Genomic DNA, 18,708 nt, shown 5'->3' with positions numbered 1-18,708 from the left:
TCCCGGACGGGTCAGGGGTAGCTGACGAGGTTGGCGACGTTGGTCGAGGAGTTGGACGGTCCGCCCCGGTCGTTGACCACGTGCCGGATGGTGCCGGTGCCGCCCAGCGAGACCGTCACCATGTCCTTGAAGCGCACGTTGGCGTTGTTCGGCGCCTCGATGGCGTGCTCGGCGGCGACGGACGAGTTGACGTTGAAGTAGCAGTAGCTGCCGAACCCGTACACCTGATGGCTCGTCACGGACGGCGCGACCTTGTAGGCGGCGTAGCCCTGCGTCGAACCGTTCATCCAGGCAGCCTGGTTGGGCGGGTCGTACGGCATCTCGTTCTGGTAGAAGTACGTACGCCCGCCGTTGCCGTTCCAGACGGTCTGGTACTTCTGGTAGTGCTCGACGAACAGGCCGTACATGGTCACGTCGTCGCCGTTCACGACGAGCCCGGTGTCCGCCGTGTTGCTGGTCCAGCCGACTCCGCTGCCGTGGTCCGCTCGCCACAGCCACAGGTGGTCGCCGATGACGTCGTCGCTGTTGATCGTCAGGCTGGTGGTGGCCTTCCCCACGCCCGCGCCGCCGATGCGGAAGAACACGTCGTGCAGCGAACTGGGGTCGGCGGCGTGGTCCGCGGAGGAACCGTTCGGCCCCATCTCCAGCAGTTGCGCGGAGTTGGTGGTGCCCGCGTCGATCAGCAGCCCGGCGAGCTGGACGCCGTCCACGTCGGCCACCGTCATGGCGGTGATGCCGTTGTCGGGGATGAGGGTGGCGAGTCCGAGACCCAGCACCACGGTGTCGGGCCGGGTGACCTTGAGCGTCTGGTCGAGGTGGTAGACGCCGGGCGTCACCAGCAGGTTCTTGCCCTGCGCCAACGCGTCGTTCAGCTGCGCGGCCGTCGCACCCGGCTTCACGACGAAGAAGTCCGAGAGGGGCAGCGACGTCCCGGCCGGCGTCCCCGAACCCCACGAGACCCCGGTGGAGTTGGTGCGGACGGCCGGTACGAACACCTTCCAGGCGCCCGCGGAGTCGACGTACAGGAACGGCTTCTCGCGGGAGACGGGGCTCTGGTTCACCGTGGTGTACGGCGGGCTGGGGAAGCTGTTCGCGGGAGCGTTCTTCGCGCCGACGAACACCATGTTCCAGTTCGAGCCGGTCCAGTTGGACCACTCGGTGTTCCGCGACAGCCACTGCTGCTGTGAACCGGAGTTGACCTGGCCGTCGATCCTGGTGTCGGCCATGTAGCCGCCGCTGGACCAGCCGCCGTCGTCGAGGGCGAGGTTGCCCCGCAGGTGCATCCGCCGGTACGGCGCCGCCTGCGACACCGCCCACCGGTCGGAACCCGAGGTCGGGGTCACCGACAGGTTCTCCGCCGAACGCCAGAAGTTCTGGGTCGCGTTGCCTTGGAACCAGTCGGCCTCGGTGTGCACCGCGCCCCGGATGGTGACGTCGTCGGGGGACAGCCCGAGGCCTGCCACCTGGGTGTAGAAGCCGACGTTGGCGTTGGCGTCGTAGCTGCCGGGCTTGAAGAGGAAGGCCTTGCGCGCGGTGCCGAACTGGTTGGTCTGCTGCTGCTGGAACGCCGCGTCGAGGCTGCTCTGGATGGTGGCCGCGGGCGTCGACGGGTCGAAGACGGTGACGTTCGGGCCGAGGTCCGGTGTGCCGGGCGGCTGTTGGACGTCGACGGGGTTGAGGGAGAAGGACTGCGCCGCCGAGCCGTTGCACGCGTACTGCTGGAGCTGCACGCTGTCGGCGGTCGACGCGCTCGGCACGTCGAGGCACTTGCCGCTGTTGCGGTTCACGAAGTGGTAGGTGCCGCCGGACTCCGCCACGGTCTGCCACTGCTGGTTGGCGCCGCCGCTGTACGTCCACAGCTGGACCGGGGCGGCGTCCGCGGCCGAGACGCCGGTGACGTCCCATGCCTTGGTCGCGTCGGCACGGTTGTCGACCCGGTAGTAGCCGCCCGAGGTGGCCGTGAGGCGCCACTGCTGTGCCTGGCTGCTGTTGCACGCGTACTGCTGGACGGCCGTTCCGTCGGCCGTACCGGCGGCGCGGGCGTCGACGTACTTGCCGCTGCCCGTGTTGACGACGGTGGCCCAGCCGGTCGGCAGGGCCGCGGCCTGGGCGGCCGCGCCGGTGGCTGCCACCGCGTCGCCCTGCGCCGCGACGGACAGGCCCGACAGGGTCGTCGCCACCAGGGCGGTCACCGTGAGCAGTCTCGGTATCCGGTGCCGGCCGGACGTTCTTCTGTTTCTGGACAGGGTGGAACGGGACATGGGAGCACTCCTGCGCTGGTGGGGGGTGTGACGAAGGTCAGCCGGTGTACTTCGCGAGGACGCGGGTGTAGTCCCAGTCCGACTGGCCCACGCCGGAGCAGCTGTCGGCGACCCCGCTCGTGCAGGGGCGGTCCCGGTTGACCGACCAGAAGGTCAGCCGTGCCAGATGGTGCTGCTGCGCGTAGCCGAGGATCGTCTGGAAGTCGGCGACGGTCACCGTCTCGTTCTGGTCGGTGATCCCGTTCATCGAGGAGATGCCCATGTCCCGGTACGCCTGGTCGTCGCTGTAGCCGTAGGCGTTCTTGAGCGCGGTCTTCAGGCCCTCGGCGGCCCGCGTGGTGAGCGTCCCCATGTTCTGGCCGGCGCCGCCGAAGTCGAACGGCATGATGGTCCAGCTGTCCACACTCAGGCCGGAGTTGGCGGCCCGGTTGATGAGGCTGGTGTCGGGGCCGCTCGTGCCGGTGCCGATGGTGACGTACACCTTCAGGCCGGGGTTGTTGGTCTTCACCGTCTTGAGGGCGTCGACCGTGCGCTGCTGGACGGTTCCGTTGCTGTAGGCGTCGGCCTCGATGTCGATGTCGATGGCCTTGAGCCCGTAGGCGTTGATGACCTTCTGGTAAGCGGCGGCGAGCTCGCCCGCGCTGGAGCAGGAGCTCTCCAGCTTGTTGCCGCTGTAGCCGCCGAACGACGGGATGACGTCACCGCCGTTCGCGCGGACGGTGTTGACGGTCTGCTGGTCGACACCGCCGGTCAGAGGACGGCTTCCGTCCCACTGCGGATTGCAGTAGCCGTTGCTGAGCACGAAGGCCAGGGTGAACCACTTCACGCCGGTCGCGTTCATCACCGTCGCCGGGTTCGGCGGGCTGCCCCAGCCGTTGTACAGGTAGGGGGCGACGGCCATCGGCGCGCTGGGAGCGGTGCCTCCGCTGCCGGGGGCGGTCCATTTCTGGTTGGCCGCGCCCGTGCAGTTCCATATCTGGACCGGGGTCGCGTTGGCCGAGGTGTTGCCGGTGACGTCTGCGCACTTGTTCGACTGAGGGTTGACGAGGTCGCGGGCGGCGGTGACCGTCCACTTCTGGTTCGCGCCGCCGCCGCAGTCCCACAGCTGGAGGCGTGCGCCGTTGGCGGTGGAGTTGCCGGTGATGTCGAGGCACTTGCCGAGCGCGCGGATCGTGCCGTCCGAGCCGACCGTCCACTGCTGGGCGGCGGTGCCGTTGCAGTCGTAGAGCTGGACGGCGGTGCCGTTCGCCGGGTTCGCCGCGGCGACGTCGAGACACTTGCCGCCGAGCCAGGTGATCGCGCCGGTGGCGGCCGCGGCCGGGGTGGCGCTCAGGGCGCCGACGGAGAGTGTGAGCGCTGCGGTGGAGAGGGTGAGTCGGAGCGCGGTGGAGCGTGCGAGGGATGAATGGATCATCTGGGGGGATCACAGCCCTTCACAGACGGCTGACGTGGGGGGTGTTCGCATCCATGAACGACAACTGCATTCATGGAGTCTTGGTGATCGGTGAACCTAAAGGTCTGTACCAGAAGCGTCAAGAGATGAAGCAAAGAACGGTCCGAAATGGAGCGAGGGCATGAGGAGTTGAACGTCTCCGATGGGTGGTGACAGACCTTCTCGACTCGATCGTTATGCATCCGTCCAGCGCGGTGGACCCACGTTCCGCGGTTCACTTCTTGAAGTGCGTTCACGCAGGCGCTCTGCTCGCAGGATCGACACGTCGACCACCTCGGGCGGCCGAGCGTGTGCCGCTCTCCGCAGACGGTGGCGCGCCGCGCCGCGCCGCGGTAGCAGGGACGCCGCCGTCCGTGCCGCGCCGATCCGCCTCAGGCGGTCGGCCGAAACAGGGCAGAGCTACGTTCCCATCAGCCCAGACCGTCAGCGTCCGGTCGGCCAGTGCCTGGTGGATACCGACTCGCTGCCTGCCCGCCACCAAGGTGATCTCGCCACTGGGAGGCACCCGCACCTCGAACTCGATCGCGGTGCCCTCCGGCGGCAGGACGGGCGGTTCGGCGACCCCGACAGACAACTCCGGCTCGGAGACCACCTGTTCAGGATGCTCGTCATCGCCGCCGACGGCGGTGTGGGGCCAGAACAGGCTGACGGGGTGGCCATGTTGAGCCACTGGTGCGGGCGCTGCTGGTTGTAGGCGTGCACCCAGCCGTCGATCGCTTCCTGGGCGGCGGCCAGCGACTCGAACGGCACCATGTGATCGAGGAATTCCTCGCGCAGGGTGCGGTGAAAGCGTTCGATCTTGCCCGTGGTGGTGGGCGAGCGCGGCTTGGTCAGCCGCTGGGTGATGCCGTTGTCCCCACGCCGACTCCAGCCCGCGGCCCGCGAGTTCGTGGACGATCCGGCGGGCACCCAGACGGGGATGCCGACCGGGGTCGGCCACTCGTCGGAGCGGCACCGGATGGTCGGGGTGCAGTTGTTGGCCGACCGCATCCGGGCCGAGTCCGTCTGGCCGGCGCAACGTCGTCAGGTCGGCGGGCGGGAGGTGCTGTCATGCGCGGGCGTGGGGTGCAAGCCGTGGGTTTCAGGGGAGCGGTGATTGTCTGGTGGTGTTTGGCCGGTCAGGTGCGGTCGTGGAGTGTGATCTGGTAGCCGTCGGGGTCCGCGAAGGTGAAGGTCCGGCCGAAGGGGCCGTCGATCGGTGCGGAGACGATGGTGTGAGCGTCGGCGGCGAGAGCGTCGTGGATGGCCTGAACGTCGGTGGCGTGGAGCCAGATCGCGGTACCGATGCCGGGCTGGGCGACGGATGCGAGATCGGTGCCGGGAATGACGTCGCGGAGTGCGAAGGCGATCGGCTTCGTCTCGAAGACGACGGCATGCGGGGGGCCGGTCTGCGAGCGGACGAGGCCGAGGTACTGCTCGTAGAACGCCTGTGACGCGTCGAGGTCGCGCGTTTGGAGGGAGATGAAGTCGGGGCCGGTGGCGGGCATGGTGATGCTCCTTCTTTTTCATGTCAGCTTTCTGACACAGGTCAATGTATGTCAGAATGCTGACATGAATCAAGACGGTGTCGACCTGCAGACGTCACTGGGCTACCTGTTGAAAGAGGCGTCGAGCGCCCTCCGTACAGCGATGGAGGAGGTGTTGCGGCCGCTCGGGATGAGCGTGACGCACTACTCCTGCCTCGAGCTGCTGGCGCAACGGCCGGGCTTGTCGAACTCCGAGCTCGCGCGAGGTGCGTTCGTGACGCGGCAGTCGATGAACGTGCTGCTCAAGACCCTGGAACGCGACGGCTACGTGAGCAGGCCTGCGCAGGCACCGGTGGGGAAGGTGCTTCCCACGCGGCTGACGCCGAGCGGCCGGCGGAGCCTTGCGAAGGCGACCGTGGCGGTCCGGTCCGTCGAAGTCAGAATGCTGGCCGGCATGACCGAGACCGAGCAGTCGGGCGCGTTCCGGATCCTGCAGAGCATGATCCATTCCCTGCGTGAGGGCGGCGACGGTGCGTAGCTCGTGTTTTGGCGCGCGTCTGGTCGCGCCCGGACAGGAGTGCGGCCGAGTGTGAACTTCCGTGTCGGCGGCCTCGGAAACCGTCAGGCCCGGACTGCACCCTCTGGTGCCGTTCGCCTTCCTGCTCGCAGTCATCGGTGTCTGGCGGCTGCGGCGGTGTACGGAGGCCCGCAGCCGCTTCGGCGAGAAGCTGACCGTCGTCATCGTTGTGGTGCTGGGTGTGCTGGGCCGGGGAATCCGGAAACGTCCTGGGGCAGTCGGCGAGCGGCGTCAGGCGGGCCGGTCGATGAGCCCTGACACCCGCAAGGGTCGGGCGAGGCGGTCAGGTGCCGGCCGGCGCGTCCGCGCACTCGCCGGACCGGCCGGCGGCAGCGCGCGGCCGATCGGCTGACCGGTCTCCTCGTGAGCGTGGTTCTGGCCGTCGCCCTGGTGGTGACGGTCGTCAACTGGCTGCTGTCCCACGGGTGGATCGTGGTCGTCATCGGTGTGCTCGCGGTGCTGGCCGGCGGCGGCTGGATGTACCGGAAGCAGGAGCAGGCGCGTTGGGAAGCGGTCCGCACGCAGGGCCTGCGCTACGGGCTGTGGCAGCTGGACGCCCTGCGAGCGGCGTCCAGGACCGAGAGAAGGTCGAGGTCACCAGGGATCTCAACGGGCGTCAGGCGGGGCAGGCGAGCGAGGCGAGGGCGGCGTCCAGGCGGGCGGCGGCTTCCTGGGCGACCGGCTGCAGGGCGGACAGGCCGGTGAGAGTGACCACGGTGTTGGGGTCCAGGGCCTGGACGAGCGTGTGGTCGCCCTCTCGGCGTACGACGACGTTGCAGGGCAGCAGCAGGCCGATGGTGCGGTCGGCTTCGAGGGCGCGGTGGGCCAGGGGCGGGTTGCAGGCGCCGAGGATCAGGTAGTCCTCCATGTCGTGGCCGAGCTTGGTCTTGAGGGTGGCCGTGACGTCGATTGCGGTGAGGATGCCGAAGCCCTGGGCGGCGAGGGCTTCGCGTACGGCGTCGACCGTGGTCGCGAAGTCGCTGGTCAGGCTGATGGTGCGGTCGTAGCTCACGGGTTCCTCCGCTGATGGCCAAGCATGCGAACGCAATCGATAATACCCCCAGGGGTATCGTGTACGCTCGTCGCAACATTACCCCCCGGGGTATCAGGGAGGATTCCATGACGAGCGTCGACCATGCCCCCAAGACCGGAGCCACACCGTCCCCGCCCACTCCACCCAGCCCTCTGGGGCGCCTTGGCGGCTGGACGGTGAGCCATTTCAAATCCGTGCTGGCGGGGTGGGTGATCGTGGTCGCCGTGCTCGGCGTCTTCGCGCCGCAGGTGACCACGGCACTGTCCGGTGCGGGCTGGCAGAGCAACGGATCGGAGTCCGTCGCGGTCCGTGAGCTGGCCCAGCAGCAATTCGGCGGCACCGGCTCCACCGCGATCCAGGTCGTCGTCCACGCCGACCGTCCGGTCACCGACCCCGCCGTGCAGAACGTGCTTGCCGAGGCGACCAGGCTGCTGACCGCTGACGACCGGATCTCCGAGGTCGTCCAGCCTCGGGCCGGGGCGACGATCAGTCGGGACGGCAGGACCGCCGTGCTGCTGGGCGGTGCCGAGGCCAAGCCGGACGACATGGTGCGAGCCTCCGACGACCTCAAGCATCCGCTGCGCGCGCTGTCCACCGACGGCATCGCCGTGCGGGCCACCGGTTCGTCCGTGCTGTGGAGCGACTTCAACACCGCCAACCTCGATGCGATGATCCACGCCGAGATCCTGTCCTGGCCGGTCATCCTGGTCGTCCTGGTGATTGCCTTCGGCTCGCTCGTCGCCGCCGGCCTGCCCCTGCTGCTCACCGTGGCTGGGCTGGCTGCCTCCGTGGGCTCGTTGGTCCTGATCAGCCATGTCACGCCGATCTCCATCTGGGCCATGGACTTCGCCCTGATGTTCGCCCTGGCGCTCGGTATCGACTACGCCCTCTTCCTCGTCATCCGATTCCGCGGCGCCCTCGCCCGTCACGGCGACCCGCGCCGCGCGGTGGAGGAGACCATGGACACCGCGGGCAAGGCCGTCCTGCTGTCCGGACTGACCGTGCTCGTCAGCCTGTCCGCCGTGATGCTTGTGCCCGCCCCGGCGGTCCGCACCATGGCCGTCGGCATCATGCTCTCCGTCGTCTTCGTGCTCGCGGCGACGCTGACGCTGCTGCCCGCCGCCCTCGGCAAGCTGGGCCCGCGCGTCAACAAGCTCGCCCTGCCGCGGACCCGCACCGACCAGGTCGTCTCCCCGCGCTTCGGCGCCTGGGGCGAGCGGCTGTGGCGTCACCCGCTGCGCTACGGGGTGCCCGCAGTGCTGGTCCTGACCGCGCTCGCCGTCCCCGCGTTCGGGCTGAAGACCGCGATGCCGTCCATCACCGTCGTCCCCGCCGCCGACAGCTCACGGCAGGGCTACGAGATGGTGCAGCAGGCCCTCGGCAAGGGCGCCCCCGGCATGCTCCAGATCGTCGCGCCCACCGCCCAGGCACAGGCCACGGCCCTCACCCTCGCCTCCGCCGACGGCATCGCGGCCGTCCTGCCCGCCCAGGCGGCCGCCGACGGCTCGCACTGGAGCCTGATCCAGGCCATGCCGTCGGTCGACCCCTCCGACCCGTCACTGAAGGACATCGTCAAGACCCTCCGGGCCGAACTCCCGAGCCAGGCGTCGGTCGGCGGCGCGGCCGTGGAGAACATCGACCTCAAACAGGCCCTGGACGACAAGGCCCCGCTGGTCATCGGCGTCATCCTGGCCCTCGGCTTCGTCCTGCTGCTCATCGCCCTCCAGGCCCCACTGATCGCGGCCCTCGGGGTGCTCACCAACCTCCTGGCCACCGCCGCCGCCTTCGGCGTCGCCCGGCTGATCTTCCAGGACGGACACGGCTCCGGGCTGCTCGGCTTGGACCCGCAGGGATTCCTGGACGGCTGGGGCCCGGTCTTCTTCTTCGCGATGATCTTCGCCATCGCCATGGACTACACCGTCTTTCTGCTGTCCTCCGCCAAGGAACACTTCGAGCACACGGGCGACCCCCGCAAGGCCATGACCGCCGCCCTCGCTCACTCCGGCCGCGTCATCTTCGCGGCAGCGGGCGTCATGGTCGCCGTCTTCTTCACCTTCGCCCTGGCCAAGCCGCTCCCGCCCAAGGAGATGGGCATCGTCCTCGGCACCGCCGTCCTCCTGGACGCCTTCCTGATCCGACTCGTGCTGCTCCCCGCCCTGCTCCGCGTCACCGGCCGCGCCGCGTGGTGGAGCCCGGCGTGGCTGCGCAGGGTCCTGCCCGACATCCGTTTCTCCCATGACTGACCACTTCGCGCCCCGGTGGCCCGGGTCCCGCCCGGGTCCACCGATACCCCAGGGGGTACGATCCACCGTAAGAAACCCACTCGGAGGAGCCGCCCGTGAAGGTCGACGAGGAAGCCAGCACCGCCGTTCTCAACCGCCTCCGTCGCGCCCAGGGGCAGCTCGCCGGTGTCATCGCCATGATCGAGGCCGGCCGCGACTGCAAGGACGTCGTCACTCAGCTCGCCGCGGTCTCCCGCGCCCTGGACCGCGCCGGCTTTAAAATCATCGCCAGTGGCATGCGCCAGTGCATGGCCGCCGCCGACGAGGACGCACCCCCGATGAGCGAAGCCGAACTCGAAAAGCTCTTCCTCGCCCTCGCCTGAGACACCTCGAGCGCGCACGACGGCCATGAGGGAAGATCGCGCCGGAAGGCGGACACGACCGGGAAAGTCACGGTGGCTGCCGCGACGCTGACCATCACTGTCAGTCCCGGGCGGAATTCAAGCAGTGCCGCCTTCCGTGTGTCGGCACGGCGCCGCCGTGACCGTCGGACTCGAAGGGCAGCCAGTACGCCCGCAGCAGGGCCGCACAGGGTTCCGCGTCGTCGTGGTCGGCATTCACGCGCTGCCTGACGAGCGATGACGCAGTCGTATCGCGTGTCAGTCGTGATCGGTGGACTGATGGATTCCAGCCCGTGGGTCCGCGTGGGACAGGTGGGTGTCGGGGCCAAGTCATTCGCACCAAGAGGCTGGCGTCGTCGTCGAGTTGGTTGTTGTGCTGCTTGAGCAGGCGCGGACGAGGCGGCGCAGGGTTTCGGGGACGGAGAGCCGGTCTGCGTGGTGGCGGACGAGGCTCGCCGGGTCGGGTGAGTTCGTATCGGGCGGGGCGGCCGACGCGAGTTGCCGGCCAATTGGCCGAGTACACCTGGCATCGACCAGTCGTCGCCGTCGGCGGGACCGCGGCGGTAGCCGAGGCTGGCGTCGGGGATGAAGGCATGCTGTTGCCGATGGGGTGACGGGCCTCGGGAATACAGTCCGGCGGCTGGTACGGCTCGCTGCGGCGTCGTGCGTCAGGCGGTCGGTTCTCACGCGATGAGCGCTCAGGCGATCGATCGATGTGGGGTGATGCGGTGGTGTGACGAAATGGGTTTGGGGGCATTCAGGTGGTTCGTTGCCGGTCCTGCAACCGTCCACCGGACAGGCCGCCTCCTCGGCACCAAAGGAGTACCGAACGCTGGAGGTTGTCATGCAGGAGTGGAAGTACTCACCAACAGCCGGGACGGCGCCTGTGCTGATCCTGGACCCCTACCGCTGCGGATTCGACGCGCATGCGACGTCGAGCGAGGCGGAGGCTGGGGAGCAGTGGGAAGACGAGGACTGGCGCGTGCCGCCCCAGGCGCGGGCTGCCGAGGAGCAGACGACGTGGCCTGCTCCCGACCGGGGCCGGCGGCTGCCCCTGACGATGGCTCCGGCCGACCGGCGCCGCCTGGAGTTGCACGCGGCACTCACCCGAGCGGGAATCGCGCCCGCGCCAGGAGACCTGCAAGCCGTGCAAGCGTTGAGCGCCCTCGACGACACCGTCAACGATGCCGTCAGGCGCTGGATCGCCGCCTATTGACCGTGGGGTGTCTTGCTGGGTGCAGGCGATGCTCACTCGCTGCCTGTTCCACCTCGCGTGGCCACCCACTCCTCCGACGGGGCCCTAGCGTTCGCCGCGCTGGAGGCATGGGTGCATCTGCTGGGCCCGGAGGGGGAACGCGAGGTTTCCTTCGCCGGCTTCCTGCTGCGGCCGGGCAGCACCCCGAATCGTGAACGCCCTTCGCGGACTTGGTGACTTGTCGTCTGATGCCGTGCGCACGCCGCTCGCGGGCATGACAGCGCTCGTCATGCGGGAACGGCAGCGGGCTTCCCGTTGGAGGTGGGGTGAGCCGTCGAACACAGTCAGGGGCGAGGGCCGGCCCGGCCGAGGGAGGGCGCGTCCGGCCCGCACACCTCACCGGCGACGGGAGCGGTGACCGTCGTCGAGCACTCCCGCCAGGTCGGAACGGGTTCGGTGCCCCGGACAGGTTCTCCAGGGCGCCGGGCCGCAGTGGCAGCTTCTTCACACAGCGGCTATGCCCTCCATGCCGGACTCGGCGAAGGGGGGCAGTCCGGTGGCTGTGGTGACCTTGGTGAGGGAGCCGTTCCTGCCGATGCGGAAGCCGTCGACGGTGCCGGAGGTCCCGTTCTGCACGTACAGGAACCTTTCGTCCTGCGTCACGGCCAGGTCGATGACCCCCTGGGACATCGCCGACGGCGGGGTGGCGATGCCGATCTCGTTGGTGAGCGCGAGCCTGCCGTGCCGGTCGCTGCGGTAGCCGGTGACGGTTGAGTTGCCGGTGTTGCCGCCGTAGAAGAAGTCGCCGGCGCGCTCCAGCCAGCACAGCGTGTTCTGGCCGTTGGCGAGGGGCTTCTGGACGACCTTGAGGCTGCCGTCGGCGAGCACCTTGTACGTACTGACCGTCGATTTCTCGGCTTCCGCCACCAACATCCGGCCCGCCTTGTCGAAGGTGATCGCGAACGGCACGCCGCCGGCCGAGTCGTTGACCTTCGCCCGGTGTGCGGGACGTCCGTCGGGCCGTATCGGGAACACCTCGATGGTGTTGGCCGACTTCGTGGTGACGACCAGCTCACGGCCGTCCGGCGTGAATGCGACCTGGCCGGGCGAGCTGCTGAACAACGGCACCTTGTCGTTCTTCAGCCCGAGGGAGCGATACGAACGGCTGAGCGGCTTGAGGCCGTTGGCGGTGATCTTGAAGCCCTGGACGCTGCCCGCGCCTCCCGCGTTCATGACGTAGGCGAGGTTGCCGGACACCGCGATGGATGAGGGGAAGTCCCCTGCCGAGCGCACCACCTGCCGGCCCGTCAGTTTCTGTCCCTCGACCCGGAACGAGGTCACGGTGCCGCTGCCGGCGTTGACTGCCAGCAGCAGATGTGAGCCGCGGTCGTAAACGAGTGAGCCCTGAGAGGCGAGGGAGTCGGTGGGCGCGTCGACCTGGTCCCCGCCCTTGCCGCCGGTCGCGTAGGTGCCCGAGGCGGTCAGCTTTCCGTCCTCGCCGCGCTTGAAGACGTGGATGGTGTTTCCGGCGAGTTCGTTGCCCTGTACGAAGACGGCGTGGTCGGCTCCTGCCTTGGCGCTCTTCGTCGTCGCGCCTTCGTGTGCGCGGGGGACCTCGCCCGCCGAAGCGATGGCCACCATGGTCGCGACTGCCGCCGACGCGAGGATGCCGGCCCCGGCAATGGTCATTCGGACCTGCGACTTCGACCTGCGCCTGATATGCCTGCTCACGTCTGACTCCTCGTGCCTCGTTGCCACCGCCGGTCGGTGACGTACAGAGCCAGAGTTGACTGTGGGGCAGGTGGGAGGCGGATGTTTCGGTCCCGTGTCAGCTTCTCGTAAGAACTTCCGCTCGTCCCGGAGAAGTTGGTGCCCGTTCGGCCTGCGGCTCACCTGCCACCCTTGCCGCTGGTGTCAGGGTATTCATCCCGATTTTCAAGCGATGGGCGGTTGAGCAGATCTAGGGCTGGCTCACGGTCCACCGTCGTGGCTGCGGGCAGCGGACCGCGCTGCAAAGTGGCAGGTCGGAGCGTATTCTGGAACCAGACCGCGCTTGCGGAAGTGCGGCATTCCTTCACCTTCCGCATCACCCACCTAGTTCCTGCGTCAACTTCTTGGCGCGGTCGACCGTGTGCCTCGGGTCGGAGACACGGGGAAAGAAGCGCTGACGCTCTCAGAAAGCGGGCATCACATGGTTTCGTACGCTTCCCCAGAACAGGTCGAGATCGACGTCCGGGATGAACTCCTGGAACCCGGGAACGAAGCCGGCGGAGAGCAGCGGATCGTCGATTACACGACGTTCTTCTTCCCCGCGCACGGCGTCTTCGCGAGGCGGCTCATCTGCGGCCCCACTCTCAAGTCGTACAGCCGGGCGTTTGTGTCGCTCTGCGAAGTCGACGGGAACAATGTCCCGTTCCGAGGGCTGGCAACGATGAGCGTCGCCAACGTCGTTCCGCACGACGACGGCATCCTGGAAATAGTGGGCTCCATCCAGTGGAACTCCGACATCAAGGTGCGGGCCAGCGTGCTCTGGCAGTGACCGAGCCTTCAGCACCAAACCTTCCGGAGCGAACGGTGCCCGACGAGAACGGCGCAAGTGAACAGCGGACACAGGAAAGCCGCCTGCTGGACCGGTTTCCCGGGCTGCGTGAGTCCGTTGCGTCGCTGCCGGAGTTCATCGCCTGGAACAACAGCTTCCCTCTCATCGATGTGGACGCCGAGTCGCTCCGGGTCGCCCGGGGCGACCAGCTCATGGATCGCGACCAGATGATGGTCGAGTGGATCAGGTTGTTCCGGCCGCAACTGCTCGAAAGAGGAACGGAAAATGACAGATAGCTCCGACGTGCGGCGCCCCGAGATCGTCATCGACGGCCAGGTGTTCTATCGGGCGGAGGGTGATCTGCTGCTCGACGCCGACGAACTCGACGTCTACATCCAGGCGCAGAGGGCACTGCGGGCACAGCGCGAGGCGGCCCGGCTGCTGGCACAGACAGGGGTCGGCGCCATAGGCAGCGGCATCAGCCCGCTCGGGCAGCCGAGCAGCGGCCTGCTCGGCATCCTGCAGGACGGCAAGTTCCTGCGCTGGGAGCCGGGTACGGTCCTGAAGTACTGCGTCCTGCGCAAGACCTTCCCAGAGCGGGAGTGGTACGAGTCGGTCGTCGAGAACATGCGACGCGCCACCGACGACTGGTCGGCGACCTGCGGCGTGCAGTTCGCGCACGTGGAGGCCGCCGACGAAAGCGATTCGTTGCGGCCGCCCGAAGTCGTCTTCCCGGTACGGCACCTCGACTCCGGGGGCCAGTTCATCGCCGCGGCGTTCTTCCCGAACGACCCGGAGAACCGCAGGCGCGTCTTCATCGACCCGTCGTACCAGACCACCAGTTTCGACCGGGTGGGGGTACTGCGGCATGAGTTGGGCCATGCCATCGGCTTCCGGCACGAACACATCCGCTCGGGCGCGCCCGCCGTGTGCCCCGACGAATCCACCGAGGGAACGGTGGACCTCACGCAGTACGACCCGCAATCGGTCATGCACTACTTCTGTGGTGGTGTGGGATCACGGGAGCTCGCAATCTCCGAACTCGACCGCGTGGGTGCCCAGAAGGTTTACGGGCCTCCGCTGTCCAGTTTCAACCTCCTCGCCGCCTGACGGAGTGGACGCAGCGCCGCTCGGCCCGCGAGAACCGGCTCGATCAGCCCCTGGACCTGGCCCGTGCGGCGCGCACCGCCCGCCGACCGGTGGGCGATGCTGCCGAGGAGTGAGGATGCCTGCGAGGCTGCGCTCCTTTGCGACCATGAGTCGGGCTCCGCCGGCGTATGGAGTCGACGGTCTTGCTGAAGAGGCCAGGCGGCCGGATGTCGTATGGACACGCCAATGCTCGGACGGAGGCGCGCGGGTCATGTTTCCTGGGCGGCCGACGCGGGTTGCTCGCCTGAACCTCGGAGGATCAGGCGTGTCGGAACGGTGATGGTGCGGGCGCGAGAGCGGTCGCCGTCGAGTCGGGACAGGGCGGTGGCCGCGGCGGCTCTGCCAAGTTCTTCCGGGTCCTGGGCGACGACAGTCAGGGCCGGTTCGAGTGCCTCGGCGAGCGCGACGTCGTCGAAGGCGACGACGGCCACGTGCTTGCGCTTGCTGCGGGCCAGTTCGGCGACGATGCCCAGCGCCATGATGTTGTTTCCGGCGAACAGGGCGGTGGGGGGATCGGCCAGGTCGAGGAGTTGGGCGGTCGCGGTCTCGGCGCCCTGCTGGTCGTGGGCGTTGGCGACGAGGGAGCGGTCGAGGGGGATGTCGGCTTCCTCCAGCGCCGATCGGTAACCGGCCAGACGTTCGCGCCGGGTGTAGAGCTTCAGGGGAAGGTCGCCGACGAAGCCGATGCGGCGGTGCCCCTGGGCGACGAGGTGGGCGATGCCGGCATGGGCTCCGGCACGGTTGGTGCTGACGATGCTGTCCGTCGACAGGCCGACTCCGGGGCGGTCCAGGAAGATCACGGGCAGTCCCGCCATCCGGTGGGGCTTGAGGTGGGAGTGGTCGGCGCCGACGGACGGGACGACGATCAGGATGCTGACGCGGCGGGCGAGGAACTTGTCCGTCAGGGCGCGTTCGCGGTCGGGGTCGTCGGCGGAGGAGCCCATGAGGAGGGTCAGTCCGCGTTCACGGACGGTGTCCTCGATGGCGCGGGCCACCGCTCCGAAGAAGGGGTTGGCGAGGTCGGGGATGACCAGGCCGATGGTGGTGTCGGGTCCGCCGACGCGGATGTTGCGGGCCATGAGGTTCGGCTGGAAGCCGAGCTTGGCCACTGCGGTCAGTACCAGTTCCCTGGTCTGCGCGGAAGCGGGTCCGTCCTCGTTGAGGACTCGAGAGACCGTCTTGGCGCTGACGCCCACTTCTCGCGCGACGTCGGCCAGGGTGGGGCGGCGGTTCGCTGCCATGGAGGAAACCGTCTCCTGAGGGCTCTCGGTTCCGGCCGCGGCCTCGGCCGGAAACTGCGAGAGCGGGGTTGTGCTGTCAGGTGGCCTGGACTCCGGCGGCCTTCGCGGCCTCCGAGTCCGCTACGACAGTATCTCCGGCCGCATCAACGGTGAGAGCGCCGGTCATAATGGCGACGACCTCGGCCATGGAGTAGTCGGAGGGCTTGATCACGGCGGCGCGCCGGCCAAGGCGGTGCACGTGGATCCGGTCGGCGATCTCGAAAACATGGGGCATGTTGTGGCTGATCAGGACCACCGGCATGCCTTTGTCGCGGACACGGCGGATGAGATCCAGGACCTGGCCGGACTCCTTGACGCCGAGGGCGGCGGTGGGTTCGTCCATGACGACGACGGAACGGGCCCAGGCGACGGAGCGGGCGACCGCGACGGCCTGGCGCTGTCCGCCGGAGAGGGTCTCGACCGACTGGGTCAGAGAGCGCAGGCCGATCTTCAGGTCGGCCATGTGCTCGGCGGCCTCTTGGCGCATGCGCTTCTTGTCGAGCATCCGGAAGGCGCTGCCGAGGATGCCGGCGCGGCGGAGCTCCCGCCCCAGGAACATGTTCGAGGCGATGTCCATCGAGGCGGCCACGGCGAGGTCCTGGTACACCGTCTCGATGCCGTGGGCGCGGGCGCTTTGGGGACCGGAGAAGGTGATGGGTTCGCCGTTGAGCCGTATCTCACCGGCATCGGGAACCACTGCGCCGGTGAGGGCCTTGATGAGACTGGTCTTGCCGGCGCCGTTGTCGCCGATGACGGCGAGGACCTCCCCGGGGAGCAGGTCGAAGTCGGCGCCGTCGATGGCGGTGACCTGGCCGTACCGCTTGACCAGGCCGCGGGCCTGGAGAACGGGCGTGGGGGCGGTGGTGGCGGTCATCGTGCCTTCCTCCGGGAGATCTGGTCGACGGTCACCGCGAGGATCACCAGGACGCCGGTGATCAGGGTCTGGTAGATGGAGGCGACGCCCATCAACTGGAGGCCGTTGCGGAACACACCGACGATGAGGACACCGATGAAGGTGCCCAGGACCGAACCGCGGCCGCCGAAGAGGCTGGTGCCGCCGAGCACCACGGCGGTGATGCTGTCCAGGTTGTCGGTCTGCCCGGCCTGGGGATCGCCGACCCCGGTACGGGAGATGAGCAGCAGGGCGGCGATGCCGTACAGCAGGCCGGCCACGGTGTAAATGCCTATGGTCAGGCGGGAGGTGCGGATGCCGTTCAGCCGGGCAGCCTCGGCGCTGTTGCCCAGGGCATAGACGTGGCGGCCCCAGCCGGTGCTGCTCAGCGCGTAGGCGAGGAGGAGGAACAGGGCGATGGTGACCAGGGAGCCGTAGGTGATGTCCGTGTGGCCCAGCGGGAAGGTTTCACCGAGGGCCGTCAGCGGGCCGGGCAGGCTGGTGACCGTCTGCTCCTCGGAGTAGATGTGGGTCAGTGCGAACGCCACGTTGAGCATGCCGAGGGTCACGATGAACGGCGGTAGCGGGATCTTCTGCACCAACAGTCCGTTGAGCAGCCCGAAGCCGCCGCAGACGGCCAATCCCAGAGCGATCGCGACGAATGGTGGGACGGAGCCCTCGGCCGCCATCTTGGCGATCACGATGCTGCCGAAGGCCATCACCGCCCCGCAGGACAGGTCGATGCCCGCGGTGAGGATGATCAGGGTTTGTCCGATGGCGAGGGTGCCGACGACCATGACCTGCTGCACGATCAGCGAGAAGTTCCCGCCGGTGAGGAACTGGTCGGTCGAGAAGGAGAAGAAGGCGCAGGCCAGGAGGAGGGCGGCCAGGGGCCCGGTGGTCGGCGCCGTGAGCAGTCGGCGGGCCGTGGTCGGCGCTTTGAGCTCCGAGTACGGCGTTGTCGTGGCTGTCATGCGAAGTCCTTGTCGGAAGACAGATGTCCTTGTCGGAGGACGAGGGCTGAAGCCCCGCCGCCAGGACAAGGGGGCGGCCGTCCCTGACCGGGAGGTGGGTCGACCGCCCCGCTGAGAGAAGTGGCGGTGTCGTACGCTAGATGGGGTCGATTAGCCCCAGCAGTTCTCCAGGCCATAGCCGGTGTCCTTCGACGTGACCCCGTCCTGGGCCTTGTCGGTGATCAGTGTGACGCCGGTGTCGGTGTAACCCGAGGCCTTCTTGCCGTCCTTGGCGTACGTCACGACGGCCTTGACGCCCTCGGCGGCCATCTTCAGCGGATACTGCTGCGAAGTCGCGGCGATCTTGCCGTCCTTGACCGCCTGGGTGCCGGTGCAGCCGCCGTCGACGGATACGATCAGGACGTCCTTCTCGCGGCCCTTGGCCTTCAGCGCGGTGTACGCGCCCAGGGCCGCAGGTTCGTTGATGGTGTAGACGACGTTGATGTCGGGCGACTTCTGCAGGCAGTTCTCCATCGCGGTCTGGCCCTTGGCCTGGTCGCCGCCGGTGTCCTGGGCGCACACGACGTCCTTGTCGGTGGCGCCGAAGCCCTTCAGGAAACCGTCGTGGCGCTGCACGCCGACGGAGACGCCCGGCGCCAGGTCGAGGGCGGCTATCTTCGCCGTCTTGCCCTTCATGGCCGCCTTGGCGTACTCGCCGATCAACTGGCCGGCCTTGAGGTTGTCGGTGGCGAAGAGGGCGTCGACCGCGCTCTCCGGCTCGGTCGGCGTGTCCAGAGCGATGACCAGGACACCCTTGGCACGGGCTTTCTGAATCGCGGGCACGATCGCCTTGGAGTCGCTCGGGGTGATCAGGATGCCCTTCACTCCGGCAGCGACCATGTTCTCGATGGCTGTGACCTGCCCGGCATTGTCCCCGTCGAACTTGCCCGCAGCGGTGGACAGTTTGGCACCGTTTTCCTTGGCGGCCTTCTCCGCGCCCTCCTTCATCTTCACGAAGAACGGGTTGGTGTCGGTCTTGGTGATCAGACCGACCTTGACCTCTCCCGAGCCGGAACTCGATGAGCCCGAACCGGAGCCGGACCCGCAGGCCGTCAGGGTGAGGGCCGCGACGCCCGTGACCGCGGCGGCTCTGAGGAGGGTGGAGGACAGGCGAGTGGTGCGAGACATGATCGACTCCTGTGGGATAGCGGGCGGCACGGGGTGTGGGATCAGAGCGTGCCGCTCGGGGTGTCATCGTTGACTTATGTCATCGTTGACACTGCCTGG

The 18,708-nt window shown here is 68.3% G+C and carries 19 protein-coding genes and 1 pseudogene; 10 read left to right on the top strand and 10 right to left on the bottom strand.

Annotated elements, in window-relative coordinates; all coding sequences use genetic code 11:
- Window positions 1-11 precede the first annotated feature (11 nt).
- The 3 genes from OG985_RS04935 to OG985_RS04925 form a co-directional block, all read right to left on the bottom strand.
- Window positions 12-2,261 carry an RICIN domain-containing protein gene (locus OG985_RS04935; RefSeq protein WP_371666972.1) on the bottom strand — a complete coding sequence of 750 codons (2,250 nt, stop codon included), beginning with the start codon at window positions 2,259-2,261 and terminating at the stop codon, window positions 12-14.
- Between the two features lie 37 nt (window positions 2,262-2,298).
- Entirely contained in the window at window positions 2,299-3,675 is a 1,377-nt protein-coding gene (locus OG985_RS04930; RefSeq protein ID WP_371666971.1) for a ricin-type beta-trefoil lectin domain protein, read from the bottom strand.
- A gap of 462 nt (window positions 3,676-4,137) precedes the next feature.
- The gene (locus OG985_RS04925; RefSeq protein WP_371674261.1) at window positions 4,138-4,623 is read right to left on the bottom strand and encodes an integrase core domain-containing protein; all 486 of its coding nucleotides are present in this window, start codon (window positions 4,621-4,623) and stop codon (window positions 4,138-4,140) included.
- On the opposite strand from OG985_RS04925, the gene OG985_RS04920 reads away from it, so the two are divergent.
- Window positions 4,520-4,810 (top strand): hypothetical protein, encoded by a 291-nt coding sequence (locus tag OG985_RS04920; RefSeq protein ID WP_371674718.1) that lies wholly within the window; start codon window positions 4,520-4,522, stop codon window positions 4,808-4,810. The genes OG985_RS04925 and OG985_RS04920 overlap by 104 nt on opposite strands.
- A 22-nt stretch (window positions 4,811-4,832) precedes the next feature.
- On the opposite strand, the gene OG985_RS04915 is transcribed toward OG985_RS04920, so the two are convergent.
- Complete coding sequence (locus OG985_RS04915; RefSeq protein WP_371666970.1) at window positions 4,833-5,201, bottom strand: VOC family protein; 369 nt, start codon at window positions 5,199-5,201, stop codon at window positions 4,833-4,835.
- Window positions 5,202-5,265: 64 nt separating this feature from the next.
- Between OG985_RS04915 and OG985_RS04910 the strand changes: the two genes are divergently transcribed.
- Both OG985_RS04910 and OG985_RS04905 read left to right on the top strand, forming a co-directional pair.
- Window positions 5,266-5,718: a MarR family winged helix-turn-helix transcriptional regulator gene (locus OG985_RS04910; protein WP_371666968.1), complete on the top strand. Its 453-nt coding sequence runs from the start codon at window positions 5,266-5,268 to the stop codon at window positions 5,716-5,718.
- 61 nt (window positions 5,719-5,779) lie between these two features.
- Window positions 5,780-6,109 (top strand): hypothetical protein, encoded by a 330-nt coding sequence (locus tag OG985_RS04905; RefSeq protein WP_371666967.1) that lies wholly within the window; start codon window positions 5,780-5,782, stop codon window positions 6,107-6,109.
- Between the two features lie 264 nt (window positions 6,110-6,373).
- On the opposite strand, the gene OG985_RS04900 is transcribed toward OG985_RS04905, so the two are convergent.
- A complete protein-coding gene (locus OG985_RS04900; protein ID WP_371666966.1) occupies window positions 6,374-6,769 on the bottom strand; it encodes a DUF302 domain-containing protein in 396 nt (131 codons plus the stop codon).
- Between the two features lie 107 nt (window positions 6,770-6,876).
- Here OG985_RS04900 and OG985_RS04895 point away from each other — a divergent pair, with 107 nt between their 5' ends.
- The 4 genes and pseudogenes from OG985_RS04895 to OG985_RS04880 form a co-directional block, all read left to right on the top strand.
- A complete protein-coding gene (locus tag OG985_RS04895; RefSeq protein WP_371666965.1) occupies window positions 6,877-9,033 on the top strand; it encodes an MMPL family transporter in 2,157 nt (718 codons plus the stop codon).
- Window positions 9,034-9,128: 95 nt separating this feature from the next.
- Entirely contained in the window at window positions 9,129-9,395 is a 267-nt protein-coding gene (locus OG985_RS04890; protein WP_371666964.1) for a metal-sensitive transcriptional regulator, read from the top strand.
- Window positions 9,396-10,257: 862 nt separating this feature from the next.
- Complete coding sequence (locus OG985_RS04885; protein ID WP_371666963.1) at window positions 10,258-10,629, top strand: hypothetical protein; 372 nt, start codon at window positions 10,258-10,260, stop codon at window positions 10,627-10,629.
- A gap of 57 nt (window positions 10,630-10,686) precedes the next feature.
- Window positions 10,687-10,827 (top strand): annotated as a pseudogene (locus tag OG985_RS04880) (xanthine dehydrogenase family protein subunit M); the annotation flags it as partial.
- Window positions 10,828-11,112: 285 nt separating this feature from the next.
- On the opposite strand, the gene OG985_RS04875 reads toward OG985_RS04880, so the two are convergent.
- Window positions 11,113-12,339, bottom strand: a complete 1,227-nt coding sequence (locus OG985_RS04875) for a lactonase family protein (protein WP_371666962.1) — start codon at window positions 12,337-12,339, stop codon at window positions 11,113-11,115.
- A 460-nt stretch (window positions 12,340-12,799) separates the two neighbouring features.
- Here OG985_RS04875 and OG985_RS04870 point away from each other — a divergent pair, with 460 nt between their 5' ends.
- The 3 genes from OG985_RS04870 to OG985_RS04860 are packed head-to-tail and all read left to right on the top strand — an operon-like array spanning window position 12,800 to window position 14,257.
- Window positions 12,800-13,147: a hypothetical protein gene (locus tag OG985_RS04870; RefSeq protein ID WP_371666961.1), complete on the top strand. Its 348-nt coding sequence runs from the start codon at window positions 12,800-12,802 to the stop codon at window positions 13,145-13,147.
- A gap of 35 nt (window positions 13,148-13,182) precedes the next feature.
- A complete protein-coding gene (locus OG985_RS04865) occupies window positions 13,183-13,443 on the top strand; it encodes a hypothetical protein (protein ID WP_371666960.1) in 261 nt (86 codons plus the stop codon).
- On the top strand, window positions 13,433-14,257 hold the full coding sequence (locus tag OG985_RS04860) for a M57 family metalloprotease (RefSeq protein WP_371666959.1): 825 nt from the start codon (window positions 13,433-13,435) through the stop codon (window positions 14,255-14,257). Before OG985_RS04865 ends, OG985_RS04860 begins: the two co-directional genes overlap by 11 nt.
- Window positions 14,258-14,505: 248 nt before the next feature.
- Here the strand turns inward: OG985_RS04860 and OG985_RS04855 are convergent, their stop codons facing one another.
- The 4 genes from OG985_RS04855 to OG985_RS04840 form a co-directional block, all read right to left on the bottom strand.
- Complete coding sequence (locus OG985_RS04855) at window positions 14,506-15,537, bottom strand: LacI family DNA-binding transcriptional regulator (RefSeq protein ID WP_371666958.1); 1,032 nt, start codon at window positions 15,535-15,537, stop codon at window positions 14,506-14,508.
- Window positions 15,538-15,613: 76 nt separating this feature from the next.
- Window positions 15,614-16,450 carry an ATP-binding cassette domain-containing protein gene (locus tag OG985_RS04850; protein ID WP_371666957.1) on the bottom strand — a complete coding sequence of 279 codons (837 nt, stop codon included), beginning with the start codon at window positions 16,448-16,450 and terminating at the stop codon, window positions 15,614-15,616.
- Entirely contained in the window at window positions 16,447-17,442 is a 996-nt protein-coding gene (locus OG985_RS04845; RefSeq protein ID WP_371666956.1) for an ABC transporter permease, read from the bottom strand. The genes OG985_RS04850 and OG985_RS04845 overlap by 4 nt, the downstream gene beginning before the upstream one ends.
- Window positions 17,443-17,592: 150 nt before the next feature.
- A complete protein-coding gene (locus OG985_RS04840; protein WP_371666955.1) occupies window positions 17,593-18,609 on the bottom strand; it encodes a sugar ABC transporter substrate-binding protein in 1,017 nt (338 codons plus the stop codon).
- Between the last annotated feature and the right edge of the window lie 99 nt (window positions 18,610-18,708).

Source organism: Streptomyces sp. NBC_00289, assembly GCF_041435115.1.
Lineage (GTDB): Bacteria > Actinomycetota > Actinomycetes > Streptomycetales > Streptomycetaceae > Streptomyces.
The sequence above is the reverse complement of the archived record's forward strand: the minus strand, read 5'-3'. Positions and strand labels throughout refer to the sequence as shown.